10 protein-coding genes are annotated in these 12,152 nt (G+C 70.5%); 6 read left to right on the top strand and 4 right to left on the bottom strand.

Going from position 1 to position 12,152, the window contains the following annotated elements:
- Positions 1-13: 13 nt before the first annotated feature.
- Positions 14-3,046 (bottom strand): CehA/McbA family metallohydrolase, encoded by a 3,033-nt coding sequence (locus NR798_RS30255; protein WP_375765986.1) that lies wholly within the window; start codon positions 3,044-3,046, stop codon positions 14-16.
- A 14-nt stretch (positions 3,047-3,060) separates the two neighbouring features.
- Entirely contained in the window at positions 3,061-4,143 is a 1,083-nt protein-coding gene (locus NR798_RS30250) for a hypothetical protein (RefSeq protein ID WP_375765985.1), read from the bottom strand.
- Between the two features lie 75 nt (positions 4,144-4,218).
- Between NR798_RS30250 and NR798_RS30245 the strand changes: the two genes are divergently transcribed.
- The 6 genes from NR798_RS30245 to NR798_RS30220 all read left to right on the top strand — a co-directional run bounded on the left by NR798_RS30245 (position 4,219) and on the right by NR798_RS30220 (position 11,371).
- Complete coding sequence (locus NR798_RS30245) at positions 4,219-5,358, top strand: acyl-CoA dehydrogenase family protein (RefSeq protein WP_375765984.1); 1,140 nt, start codon at positions 4,219-4,221, stop codon at positions 5,356-5,358.
- 213 nt (positions 5,359-5,571) lie between these two features.
- Complete coding sequence (locus NR798_RS30240; protein WP_375765983.1) at positions 5,572-7,752, top strand: ATP-binding protein; 2,181 nt, start codon at positions 5,572-5,574, stop codon at positions 7,750-7,752.
- A 112-nt stretch (positions 7,753-7,864) separates the two neighbouring features.
- On the top strand, positions 7,865-8,545 hold the full coding sequence (locus NR798_RS30235) for a hypothetical protein (RefSeq protein WP_375765982.1): 681 nt from the start codon (positions 7,865-7,867) through the stop codon (positions 8,543-8,545).
- Between the two features lie 32 nt (positions 8,546-8,577).
- Positions 8,578-9,078 carry an RNA polymerase sigma factor gene (locus NR798_RS30230; RefSeq protein WP_375765981.1) on the top strand — a complete coding sequence of 167 codons (501 nt, stop codon included), beginning with the start codon at positions 8,578-8,580 and terminating at the stop codon, positions 9,076-9,078.
- Positions 9,075-9,803 (top strand): hypothetical protein, encoded by a 729-nt coding sequence (locus NR798_RS30225; RefSeq protein ID WP_375765980.1) that lies wholly within the window; start codon positions 9,075-9,077, stop codon positions 9,801-9,803. Before NR798_RS30230 ends, NR798_RS30225 begins: the two co-directional genes overlap by 4 nt.
- On the top strand, positions 9,800-11,371 hold the full coding sequence (locus NR798_RS30220; RefSeq protein WP_375765979.1) for a caspase domain-containing protein: 1,572 nt from the start codon (positions 9,800-9,802) through the stop codon (positions 11,369-11,371). The genes NR798_RS30225 and NR798_RS30220 overlap by 4 nt, the downstream gene beginning before the upstream one ends.
- A gap of 3 nt (positions 11,372-11,374) precedes the next feature.
- On the opposite strand, the gene NR798_RS30215 is transcribed toward NR798_RS30220, so the two are convergent.
- On the bottom strand, positions 11,375-11,662 hold the full coding sequence (locus NR798_RS30215) for a hypothetical protein (RefSeq protein WP_375765978.1): 288 nt from the start codon (positions 11,660-11,662) through the stop codon (positions 11,375-11,377).
- A gap of 63 nt (positions 11,663-11,725) precedes the next feature.
- Positions 11,726-12,133, bottom strand: coding sequence for a hypothetical protein (locus tag NR798_RS30210; RefSeq protein WP_375765977.1), 408 nt, complete (start codon positions 12,131-12,133; stop codon positions 11,726-11,728).
- Between the last annotated feature and the right edge of the window lie 19 nt (positions 12,134-12,152).

The raw sequence follows: 12,152 nt of genomic DNA, 5'->3' as shown, positions 1-12,152 counted from the left end.
GTGTGCCCTCGATTCACTGGGCGGCCACGCCGGGGGCATCGAAGCGTCCGTTGCCGTTCCGGTCGAGGAGGAAGGGGTTGGTGAAGGACATGGGGTAGCCGCCGGTGACCACCTGCGAGAAGTGGAACTGCGGATCCGCCTCGCTGGTGGGCGGGGTGGGGGTGCGCAGCGGGCCGTAGCTGGCGCCCTCGGCGATGTCGGCGCGGTCCACCTTGCCATCCCCGTTGTTGTCACCCGTGTCGGGGATGCCATCCGGCTTGTCGCCACCGGGGCCGCCGAAGTCTGCGGCGAGCGGCAGGCGGGCGCCCGCCTCCACCACCACCCACGCATCGCCGCTCACGCCGGTGAGCAGCTCGGACAGCGCGAGGCTGCCGTCGTAGCGCACGAGATCGGCGACCGCCGCCGGATCGAGCGGATCCTTCGCCGGGGGCTTGAGCTCCGCGCCGCTGAGCGTCTTCACGACGGTGCCGTTGACGACGATGCGCACCTCGTCCACGGGCACCCAGGGGGCGGCGGAGACCTTGAGGTGGAGCTTCGCGTCGGCCGCGGGGGAGAAGGGGGAGAAGCCGAAGCTGCGCTTCACACCGGGGGACTCCACGGTGGCCTCGATGACGGGGCCGTTGGTGCCGAAGGACTCACCGGCCTTGAGGGCCCTGTTGAAGTCGGCGGTGTTGAACGAGGTGCCCGGCCTGGCGCTGGTGTAGACGATGTTGCGCGGCAGGCCCACGGTGTTGTCGGTGAGGCTGTGCGAGTCGCTGTTGGCGGTGCCCGCGGCGAACTGGCCCTGGTTGAGGGTGTAGAACCAGAAGGCGCGGTAGGGCAGCAGCATGTCGTTCTGCGTGCCGTTCATCACCTCCTGGGCGTTCTGGCCGTTGTTGGCGAAGCCGCCCTTGGGGGTGCGCACGTACATGCCGGCGTTGGTGCCGTCATCGCGCGAGGGCAGGTTCTTCGTCGTGTCGATCGCGAGCGCGCGCGGGTAGCCCAGGTCGCGGCCGAACTCGGCGTCGGACCAGGGGTGGTTGAGCTGCACCAGGAGCTGGTCGCGCAGGGCGGCCGGGGCGCTCTCCTTCACGCGGTCGAACAGCTCACCGGGCTCGACGAGCTCGTCCGCCGGGGCGCCGTTGCGCGGCTTGGTCGGGTCGTACTCGAGCGGCCAGAAGTTGTAGTGGCCCACCACCAGGGGCAGGGTGGAGCCGGGGCGCTTCATCCAGAGGATGTGGCCGGTGGTCTCCAGGCCCACCACGGCGCTCATCTTGTCCTGCAGGCCGAGGCTGCGCACCGTCTGGCCGTAGTCGTAGATGACGTCGTGGTCGGTGGAGACGATGACGTCCAGGTCCGTGGCGGCGAAGGACAGCACGCGATCATACTCGGGGATGGAGCTGTCGAAGCTGGCGGCGCCGTGCACGTGCAGGTCCGCGCCCACGGTGTTCAGGGGCTGGAGCGCCAGCTTGTGCAGGACGAGGTCCACCTTGGTGTCCCCGGCGCCGAGCGTCACGGTCTCCCGGTCGATGGTCCAGAAGGGGCCCTTGAAGGCATAGAGGTGGAAGCGGCCCGCGGGGGCGTCCACGGTGGCGGTGCCGTTGCGCACGAGGAAGCGGTTGCACGCGGGCGAGGGGCCCGGGGGCGGACCCAGCCACGGCGCGCAGGTGCCGAAGCGGCCGTGCAGCGTGCCCTCGGTGTCCTTCTGGGTGGTGGCGTCCACGGGGATGAGGAAGACCTCGGCGTCCAGGCCGATGCCGGACACCCAGTCCACCACGTTCACGGTGAGCCGGGAGTGGGAGGAAACGGCGAGCGTGCCCACGTCCGTGTCCGCCTGCACCTTGTCGAGCTGCCGGTCGGCCACCTTGCGGCCGAAGGCGTGCAGCTCCACCACGTAGTCGCGGCCGGCGGGCACGCGGGCCTGGAAGCGGCCCTCCTTGTCGGGCGTCACCTGGGTCCACGGCACGCGGGTGGCCGGGCCGGCGGTGAGCTGGCCCTCGCTGACGATGACGCTGACCTCGCGGCCCGAGGCGAGCGGCGTCCCGTTGCGGGTCACCACGCCACTGAGCGTCACGTACTTCTCGGCGTGCAGCTTCTGCCGGGCCTCGAGGGCCAGGTCCGCGGCGGCGGCCACGTCCCCGCGCTCGGACACGGCGAGGAAGCGCTCGAAGACGAGGTAGTCGCGCGGCTGCACCACGGTGCGCGGCAGGCCCGAGGAGGAGATCTGATCGCTCTGGAAGCCCTCGAGCAGGTTCGCCTCGCCGCACGCCACGTGGGCGTAGCTGGCGGCCGGGTCCGAGGCCATGGCGGCCGTCAGGTACGGGAACTTCTTGAAGGCGTCACCGATGGACAGGAGGCTGAAGGACGGGTGCTGGTAGCCCGAGCCCTCCGCGGGCGTGAAGGGCAGCGCCTCGCGGCCGCTCCAGTAGAAGCCGTCCGCCAGGGCCCACAGCTGCGGATCCACGGAGGTGTTGAGGACCTCGGTGCGTACGCGGATGCCGGGCTCACACGGGCGCATCTCGTAGATGGTGTGGATGGGGAACTCGGGCTTGCCGTCGAGCGTGCCGCTGAGCTGCACCGCCACGCGGGTGGGCCGCTCGTCGATGATCTTCATCGACGTGTAGTGCGCGGCGTCTCCGGGGAGGATGCCCACCACCTGGAGCACCTGGTTGAGGCCGTCGTTGTTCTTGCCGCGGGCGCTCAGGTCCAGCAGCGAGCCGCCGTTGGGATCCAAGAGGTTGGTGTTGCCGAGGCCGGCGATGACAGCCACCGCCCGGTCGTTGCCCAGGAGGATGTCGCCGCGGGCGCCGAGCGCGTTGAGGCCGCCGGGCACGGTGTCGGGACCGGCGCCGGGGGCATTGCTGCCCACGCGCTTGTCCGAGGGGGTGAGGGTGCGCACCTCGAGCATCGAACCGGAGGCGGCTTCACAGGAGTAGCTCAGCTTCTCGCAGGGGCTGGCGACCCGGCATCCTTCATCATTGCCGAGGCAGCTCTCCTTCTTGCAGCCAGCGAGCGTGAGCCCGATCAGGGCCAGACTCGCGGCCAGGAGGCGAAGGGGGGTGGACATGGTTGACCGTTGTATCAACCTCCGAGGTGGTTCCTCCAGTAGCTCAGGCCGTGAGCGGCGTGGCAGGCATCGCCGATGAGGTCCAGGTAGAGCTGGTACTGGGCCGTCTTCACGGACTCCATGTCCCGGAAGGCGCCTGACGCGTCGAGTCGACGCACCGCGCCATCGAGCAGTGCGCGGGCCTGTTCCACGGCCCGGGCCTGCTCGGGGGTGGGCGTCCAGCCCGTCTCCTCGCGGTAGCGGCCGAGCGTCTCGAGGAAGTGGCCGTAGAACTTCACCATCTGTACGAGCACGGGGAGCCGGTAGGCGGGCGGCGCGGAGGTGAGGGCGGCATCGTACTGGCGCGACTCGGAGCCCAGCCGGTAGACGAGGACGTCCACCTGGGCGTCGAGGCGGGGGCCCCAGGCCTTGCGCACGGCGGGGTGGCGCGCGTGGCTGGCGACGGCCTGGAAGAGGTGCAGCCCGCCGCAGGGGTGCGCGTAGATGCCCTGCTTGCGCTTGGGCACCTGGGGCAGCCCGGCCTTCATTCCGGCCATCAGCTCCGCGTGCTCGCGCTCGAGCAGGGCGAGCGCCTCGTCCATCACCCCGTCGAAGCGGATGCGCTCTGCGGCGCCGTTGGTGAAGGTGGCGCCCGCGGGGAGGGCATGCGAGAGGGCATCGAGCGTCCAGGCCCCGTGTGGCGAGAGGGCGGCGTCGCGGCGGAAGTCGCGCTTGAGGTCCTCCACGAGGGCACCGAGGGTGATGGGCCCCCCGCTCGCGCGGAAGGACTGGGAAGCGGGGTAGCCCGCGAGCAGCAGCGTCTTCACGAGGAGGTTGGGGTGGGGCTCCACGGGCGTGCCGTCGGCGGCGAAGGCGTCGAAGCGGAGGTCGGGGCCCTCGCGGCGCAGGAAGTCCGAGACGATGACGTCCGCGGCGCGGCGGCCATCGCGGGCCTTGAAGGCGCGGCCCTCGGCGGCGATGCCATGGGCGAGCGCCCAGGGGTTCTTCGGATCGGCGGCCCAGGTGCGGCACTGCGTGCGGAGCACCTCCTCGGCCGGGGGGCGTGCGGCCGGAGCGGCCGACAGCAGCGCGAGGAGCGCCAGGGTGACAGATGTCATGAGTGTCCTTGTCCGCGAGGACGACCCTTGTACTATTGACTCCCCAATCAATCACCCCGAGGAGCCACAGCGACCATGCTGAACCCGTTCACCGAGGAGCATGAGGCCTTCCGCAAGACGGTGCGTACGTTCGTGGAGAAGGAGATGACGCCGCATGCCCTGGAGTGGGACCGGGCGGGCATCTTCCCGCGGGAGCTGTTCCAGAAGTGCGGCGAGCTGGGCTTCTTCGGCATCAACCACGACCCCAAGTACGGCGGCAGCGGGCTGGACTACTGGTACGTGACGGCCTTCACCGAGGAGCTGACGCGCAGCCGCAACGCGGGCGTGAACATGGCGCTGCTGGTGCAGAGCCAGATGGCCACGCCGATCATCAACGAGATCGGCACGGACGAGCAGAAGCGCGAGTTCCTCGCTCCGGCGCTCGCGGGCGAGAAGATCGCCGCGCTGGGGGTGAGCGAGCCGGGGGCGGGCTCGGACGTGGCGAACATGCAGACGACGGCGCGCCGGGACGGGGATGACTACGTCATCAACGGCTCGAAGATGTGGATTACGAATGGCACGCGCGCGGACTTCATCACGCTGGGCGTGCGCACGGGCGGGCCGGGGTACGGGGGGATTTCGCTGGTGACGTTCCCCACGGACGTGAAGGGCTTCACGGTGTCCAAGAAGCTCGACAAGGTGGGCAACCTGTCCTCGGACACGGCCATCCTCTACTTCGAGGACTGCCGGATTCCGCGCCGCTACGTGCTGGGCGAGGAGAACGAGGGCTTCTACCACATCATGACGAACTTCCAGGGCGAGCGCCTGGTGGGCGCCATCTCGGCGGTGGGCGGGATGGAGCGGATGATTGAGGACGCGCTCGCGTACGGGAAGGAGCGGCAGGCGTTCGGCAAGCCGCTGCTGGGCTTCCAGGTGTGGAGGCACAAGCTGGTGGAGCACATGGCGGCCATCGAGGCGGCCAAGCGGCTGACGTACCACGCGGTGGACCTCTTCAACGGCAAGGAGAACGCGGTGCGGGAGATCTCCATGGCGAAGCTGTTCGCGGGAGACCTGGCGCAGAAGGTGGCCTACGACGTCCAGCAGTTCTTCGGCGGCATGGGCTACATCGAGGAGACGCACATCGCGCGGGCCTGGCGCGACATCCGGCTCATCACCATCGGCGGTGGGACTTCCGAGGTCATGAAGGAGATCCTCTCGAAGATGTCCGGCTTCTAGGCCGCCAGCGATTTGCTCACGCGCGGGGTGGCTTCCGGTGCCGCCCCTCCGGATCCTCGCGTAGAGTCGGTATCGCTCCGGCCGGAGATGCCACAGGGGGTAGTGGGTCCTTGGGGGTTCATGCATCCCGGCCGGTGTCCCGGACACCGACTCATGCCGCATGACTCCTCCGCTGGCCCCCGCGCCTCGCTTGCCCGCAGGACCCTGCTCAGCATGGGGGTCCGCATCGCGCTGGTCATCGTCCTGACCACGCTCGTCAGCTACGTCTACATCCTCCGCTTCACGCGCACCGAGCACTTCCTGCGGCTCGTGCACTACGTCTCCGAGCGCGGCCAGCGCGAGCAGGCCGTCTTCATCCTGGCCGAGAACAACCACGCGATCCTCAAGAAGGCGTTGGAGGAGCGCATCCGCGCCTGGGGCCAGGAGGAGCCCCACGCCCGCTTCGACAGCCTCTTCACCCGGCTCGAGGATGGCTCCATCCGCAACCGGCCCCAGGGCTTCGACGGGACGCGGATGCCCGGGGTCTTCGTGAACCGCGGGGTGACGGCGGACGTGGACTTCCGCCGCCGGCTGCTGGCCGCCCATGACGTGGTGGCCCAGTTCGGGCCCGCGCTCCGCGCGAGCTTCACCGACACCTACGTCATCCTGCCCGAGGGCGCCGAGGCCGTGTTCTGGCCGGAGGATCCGGACTGGAGCCAGGAGATAGATGCCGGCTTCCCGCTCGTCACCGGCGAGTTCTTCACCCTCACCCAGCCCGGCAACAACCCGCGGCGGCAGACGGCCTGGACGGGCATCTTCGAGGATGTGACCTCGAAGCGGTGGATGGCCTCGGTCGTCACCCCGCTGGACCTGGACGGCCGCCATGTCGCGACGGTGGGGCATGACGTGCTCCTCGACGAGCTGATGGCCCGCACCGTCAAGGAGTCGCTGCCCGGTGCGTACAACATGGTCTTCCGCGATGACGGGCAGCTCATCGCCCATCCCCAGTTGAAGCTGGAGAGCGGCGCGGCTGCCTACAACCTCCTGGACGACGGAAAGCCCGGCGCGCCCTTGCACCTGGAATCGGCCGAGCAGAATGCCCACCTGCGCGCCATCTTCGAGCGGGTGCGCGGCCGCCAGCCCGGGCAGATCCTGCTGAAGCTGGCGGAGTATGACGAGTACCTCGCCGTGGCGCGGCTGGCGGGGCCCGGCTGGAACTTCGTCACGGTGCTGTCCGGGCGCGAGGTGGCCGCGACGGCCTTCCACGCGGCGCGCTATGTCCCGCTCTTCGGCATGGTGTCGCTGCTGGTGGAGCTGGGCATCATGTATTGGGTGCTCCGGCGGCACATCTCCCGTCCGCTGCTGAGCTTCTCCCGGGCAGCCACCCAGGTGGAGGCCGGGGACTTCCACGTCCAGCTGGACACGTCACGCGCCGACGAGCTGGGGCAGCTGGCCCAGGCCTTCCAGCGGATGGCCCACGAGGTCCACCGGCGCGAGGAGGCCTTGCGCCACGCCAACGAGGGGCTGGAGCACCGCGTCGAGGAGCGCACCCGGGAGCTGAAGGAGGTCCACCAGCGGCTGGTGGACACGGCTCGGCGGGCGGGCATGGCGGAGGTGGCCACGCACGTGCTGCACAACGTGGGCAACGTGCTCAACAGCGTCACCACCTCGGCGCTGGTGGCCCGGGAGCGGCTGGACGGGTTGAAGCTCGAACAGGTGGGCCGCGTGGTGGAGCTGCTCGAGGCGCACCAGTCCGGCCTGGCCCGCTTCCTCACCGAGGACGAGCGCGGGAAGAACGTCCTGCCCTTCCTGCGCCGGTTGAGCCGGCACATGCTCGAGGAGCAACAGGAGCTTCGCGAGCTGCTCGAGGATGTCGGCCGGTACACCGACCACATCGCCACCATCGTCCGGATGCAGCAGCGCCATGCCAGGACGCCCCAGGTCCAGGAGCCCGTCTCCCTGGCGCAGCTGGTGCAGGACGCCTTGCGGATCAGCGCGGATGGGCTCGCCCGCTTTCACATCCAGGTGGAGCGGAGCCTGGCGGACCTGCCTCCGGTGATGGCCGACAAGCACAAGGTGCTGACGATCCTGCTCAATCTGATCAGCAACGCCATCAACGCCATGGAGGCCCTGCCCGCCGAGAAGCAGCGGCTGCGCGTGACGTTGGAGCGCCCGTCGGAACGCCTCGTGCGCATCGAGATCCGCGACCATGGGGTGGGCATCGCCCCGGAGCTGCTCACGCGCATCTTCCAGTACGGCTTCACCACCCGCGAGGAGGGCCATGGCTTTGGCCTGCACTCCAGCGCCCTGGCGGCCCAGGAGATGGGCGGCTCGCTGAAGGCGCAGAGCGAAGGGCCCGGACATGGGGCCACCTTCGTCCTGGAGCTGCCCTTCCTCCCGGCCGGGGAGGGCTGAACCGGGGCCCTGCTTTTTTTCGTGCCGGAAAATGAGGGCTCGCGGTCCCAAGGGATGGAACGGGCGGCGGACCCCTGCCGGGTCCTCCCTGGCCCGTTCTCTTGGAGAGACCATGAAGCGCATGCTGCGTTCGTTGTTCGTCACCGGCCTCGCGGGCCTCGCCCTCGCCGCGTGTGGCACGCCCCAGGCAACGCCGGAGTACCCCGGGGAGCCGCTGCTCACCCTGAGCGGCACCGTCACCAGCGAGCGGGAGGTGCCGCTGCCGTCCACCAATGTCGAGCTCGTCTGGCTCGTTCCCAGGCCGGGGAAGAACCTGATCGTCGCGGAGTCGGTGCCCGTGGAGGGCCAGTTCCCCAGCCACTTCAAGCTCTCGCTCCACACCCCTCCGGATGAGGGCTCGCTCGCGCAGACTCCGTATGGGCCGATTGGCATGGCCTATATCGGTGTGTTCGACGAGAACGAGGAGCGCTTCGTCGGGGCCGCCGAGGAGTACGTGATGGCCTATCTCCCCGAGCCCGTGGAGGCGGGCAGCGTCTTCTCGAAGTGGCTCGACGAGGGTGGGGGCGCGCGCGCCATCTCCGCCGGCTACCACCTCATCCACGCCAGGGCCATGACCGAGGGGGAGTATCGCAAGTACCAGGACTGCATCGCGCACGCGACCACTCCGGCGGAGCGGGAGGCCTGCGGCGACATCTACGACACCCTGACCGTGGTCGACGAGAACCTGGACACGAGCATCAAGGTCCGCATCCCCAACGACCCGAGCAAGCTGCGCCTGCCTCAGTTCACCTGAGCGCTCGCGAGGCACGGAGGACCGGACGGCACATGAGGAGCAACGGGGACATCGAACAGCTCTACCGCGAGCACGGCTACCTGGTGCTGCGCCGGGCGCGTCAGGTGCTCGGCGACGAGCAGGAGGCGCGCGACGTGTTGCAGGAGCTGTTCACCTCGTTGCTGCACCGGCCCGGGCAGTACCAGGGCCGCAGCCAGGCCATCACCTTCCTCTACTCGGCGACGACGCACCTGTGCCTCAACCGGCTGCGCAACGGGCGGACGCGGTTGAAGCTGGTGGAGGAGGTGATGGCGCCGCGCCTGTCCGAGGTGGAGCTGCCCCGGGCGGAGCGGCTCGCCGAGGCGCGGAGCCTCCTGTCCCGTCTGCCCGAGGAGCTGCGCGAGGTGGCCGTCTACTACTACTTCGATGAGATGACGCACGAGGAGATCGCCGGCGTGATGGACTGCTCCCGGCGGCACGTGGGCAACCTGCTGGAGCGTGTCCGGGAGCAGGTGCTCCGCCTCGGTGGGGCTTCCGGGAAGGAGAGGTCATGAGCCGCCGCGAAGGGTGCCTGTCGGATCTCCAGTTGGACCTGTTGCTGGGCCGTGCGCTCGCGGCCGGGGAGGAGGGGGCCGTGCGCGAGCACCTCGCCACCTGTCCCGCCTGCACCGCCCGGTATGACGCGCTCCACGCGGACCGGGAGGCCTTCCAGGCCGCGCCGCCCCCGCTGGAGTTGCGCACGCCCGAGCCGCCCCGCCGTCTCGTGCCCCGGCGGGCCGCGTGGCTGGGCACCGCGCTGGCCCTGGCCGCCTCCGTGGTGCTGGTGGTGCTGGTGGGGAAGCAGCCCCGCGAGGTGCTGGAGGAGGGCCGGACGAAGGGCGCGGGCTGGTCCGGGTTCTACGTGCGGCACCAGGACGCCGTGCGCGAGGGCGGCCCGGGCGAGGTCGTCCGGCCCGGGGATGCGCTCCAATTCACGACGTCGTTGAGCGCTCCCGGCTACGTGGCGGTGCTGAGCCTCGATGGAGCGCGGCGCGCCAGCCTCTACTACCCGGCCGAGCCCACCGCCGCCTTCCAGCCCGCGGGCGAGGACGTGCCCCTGCCGCTGTCCACCGTTCTCGACGGCACCCTGGGGACGGAGATCGTCTACGTGCTCGCCTGCCCGGCGCCGATTCCGCTGGAGCCCCTGCTCTCGGCGCTCGAACGGGAGCCATCACGGCCGCCCCCCGCCGAGGGCTGCGACGTGGACGTGGTAGCGCTGGACAAGCAGGAGGGGCCATGAGGGCAGTCCCGTTGTTCCTGGCGCTCGCCGGGGTGTTGAGTGTCGCCAGTCCCGCCGGGGCGGAGGTGGTCCGCTTCGGGCTCGTGATGGGCAACAACTTCGGCGAGGCCGGCGAGGAGCCGCTGCGTTTCGCCGAGGACGATGCCCGCAAGGTGCGCGACGTGCTGGGGGAGCTGGGCGGCTTCGCGCCCGAGAACCTGGTGATGCTGTCCGGCGAGGACTCGGCCACGGCGCGCCGGGCGCTCATCTCGCTCAATGATCGCATCCGCTCGGTGGCGGGCAGGCCAGGGATGCAGGCCATGCTGCTCGTCTACTACTCGGGCCACGCGGACGCGCAGGCGCTCCACCTGGGGACGACGCCTCTGGAGATCTCCGAGCTGGAGCAGCTCGTGCGCGGCTCGGCGGCCGCCTTCCGGGTGCTGGTGCTGGATGCCTGCCGCTCGGGGGCGCTCACCCGCGTGAAGGGCGGCACGAGCGCGCCACCGTTCTTCCTCCGGTTGGATCAGCAACTGGCCGGGGAGGGCGTGGTCTTCCTCACCTCGAGCGCGGCGAGCGAGTCCGCCCAGGAGTCGGAGGCGCTCCGGGGCTCCTTCTTCACGCACTACCTCGTCTCCGGGCTGCTGGGGGCCGCGGACCAGAACGAGGATGGGCACGTGGCGCTGGAGGAGGCCTACCGCTTCTCCTACGAGAACACGATTCGCGCCTCGAGCCGGACGCTGTCGGGCACGCAGCACCCCACCTTCCGGTACGAGCTGAAGGGGCAGGGGGACGTCATCCTGACGGACCTGGGCCGGCGCGCCGAGCGGCGGGGGAGCCTCGCGTTTCCCGAGGGGCGCACGTACCTGCTCTTCACGGACACCCCGGCGGGCGCGGTGGTGGCCGAGGTGGGCGCGCACGAGCGGGTCCGCCGCATCAACGTGCGCGCGGGCCGGTACTTCGTGCGGGGCCGTGGCGCCGACTTCCTGCTCGAGGGCACCGTGGCGGTGACGCCCGCGTCGGTGACGGTGGTGGAGGATGGGAAGCTGGAGCGCTTCGAGTACGCGCGGCTGGTGCGCAAGGGACAGGCGGGCGGGGAGGCCGTGCACGGCGTGCAGGTGGGCTACCAGGTGCACACGGGGCTGTGGCAGGAGGCGACCAACTGCCAGGGCCCCTGGGCCGCGTGGGCCATCGAGATGGAGCACCTGAGCGTGGTGCCCCGGGTGGGCGTCTGCCGGGGGGGCTTCCGCAACGCGAAGCTGAGCGCGCGCATGGACGAGCTGGGCGCCGAGCTGGGGGTGGTGCACGCGTGGGACTTGCCCCGGGTGTCGTTGGGCGTGGGGGCCTCGGCGGGGGCGGCGCTCCTGCATCAATCCTTCGAGACGAAGGGCCTGGCGCCGGACCGGACGGCCCTGGCGGGCACGCTCGCGGTGAGCGTGGGGGCCACGTATGACCTGCCGGTGGGCTTCGCCTTCCTGCTGGAGCTGACCGGGCAGACCTTCCTCTTCCCGGAGCTGACGCCCGAGGGGAAGAGCCGGCCGGCCGCGGCGCTCACCGTGCGCGGCAGCCTGGGCCTTGCCCGGCGGTGGTAGCGCCTACTTCTTCCTGAAGAGGGCCTCGGCGGCGGACAGCGCGGCGTCCTTGCTGTCCTTCACGTGCAGGCCGCCCTCGCCAATCTGGAAGAGCTCACAGAAGTTGGCCTCGTCCTTGTCCGAGGGCACCTCGGCGAAGGGCTCCTTGCACTGCTTGGCCACCGTCTTGTCGAAGTGGCGGCAGTTGCGGCACGAGTGCACTTCCTCGCCGCAGTGGGGGCAGGTGTCCCGCCGCCCCACCTGGTTGCCCACGATGTCGAGTTCGCCTCCGCAGTGCGCGCAGCCCGGCATGCTCCACCTCCCGCTCAGGGGTGAGGCAGTCCATACCAGCGCGCTTCCCGCGCCGCGAGTCCTCTAGGAACGCGAGGGCCGGACGGCGGCTCCCAGGGAGACCGGCTCGGCGGCCTTCGCCTCCTCCAGCCCCTGGCTCGCCTCCTCCAGCTCGCCATTCAGGCGGCGCAGCAGGTTCAGCACCCAGGCGCACGCCGCGGCCACCACGGCGAACATGATCCCCAGCGCCTGGCCGCGCTGCCACAGGTGGGCCCGCTCCAGCACCACCCGGCGCCTGGCGAACGTCTCTAGCTGCTGGGTGGCCAGGGTGTCGTTGAAGCTCTGGGCGAACTCGCTCGCCTGGGCCTTGCTCCGCTCCAGCAGCCAGTCCGCCTCCGAGCGCAGCCCCTCCGCACGGTACCAGCACCCCACCGCGCAGGCCGCCGCCAGCAGGGAGACGCACACCGCCGTCGTCACGCTGAACAGTCGCATGCCCCCTCCGGTCCGCCGT

This window comes from Archangium gephyra (assembly GCF_042230915.1).
GTDB classification, from domain to species: Bacteria; Myxococcota; Myxococcia; order Myxococcales; family Myxococcaceae; genus Archangium; species Archangium gephyra_B.
The sequence above is the reverse complement of the archived record's forward strand: the minus strand, read 5'-3'. Positions and strand labels throughout refer to the sequence as shown.

Bases quoted from the DNA above. Each gene is read 5' to 3' on its own strand.
- NR798_RS30255 (WP_375765986.1), bottom strand. From the start codon at position 3,046: ATGTCCACCCCCCTTCGCCTCCTGGCCGCGAGTCTGGCCCTGATCGGG.
- NR798_RS30250 (WP_375765985.1), bottom strand. From the start codon at position 4,143: ATGACATCTGTCACCCTGGCGCTCCTCGCGCTGCTGTCGGCCGCTCCG.
- NR798_RS30245 (WP_375765984.1), top strand. From the start codon at position 4,219: ATGCTGAACCCGTTCACCGAGGAGCATGAGGCCTTCCGCAAGACGGTG.
- NR798_RS30240 (WP_375765983.1), top strand. From the start codon at position 5,572: ATGGGGGTCCGCATCGCGCTGGTCATCGTCCTGACCACGCTCGTCAGC.
- NR798_RS30235 (WP_375765982.1), top strand. From the start codon at position 7,865: ATGAAGCGCATGCTGCGTTCGTTGTTCGTCACCGGCCTCGCGGGCCTC.
- NR798_RS30230 (WP_375765981.1), top strand. From the start codon at position 8,578: ATGAGGAGCAACGGGGACATCGAACAGCTCTACCGCGAGCACGGCTAC.
- NR798_RS30225 (WP_375765980.1), top strand. From the start codon at position 9,075: ATGAGCCGCCGCGAAGGGTGCCTGTCGGATCTCCAGTTGGACCTGTTG.
- NR798_RS30220 (WP_375765979.1), top strand. From the start codon at position 9,800: ATGAGGGCAGTCCCGTTGTTCCTGGCGCTCGCCGGGGTGTTGAGTGTC.
- NR798_RS30215 (WP_375765978.1), bottom strand. From the start codon at position 11,662: ATGCCGGGCTGCGCGCACTGCGGAGGCGAACTCGACATCGTGGGCAAC.
- NR798_RS30210 (WP_375765977.1), bottom strand. From the start codon at position 12,133: ATGCGACTGTTCAGCGTGACGACGGCGGTGTGCGTCTCCCTGCTGGCG.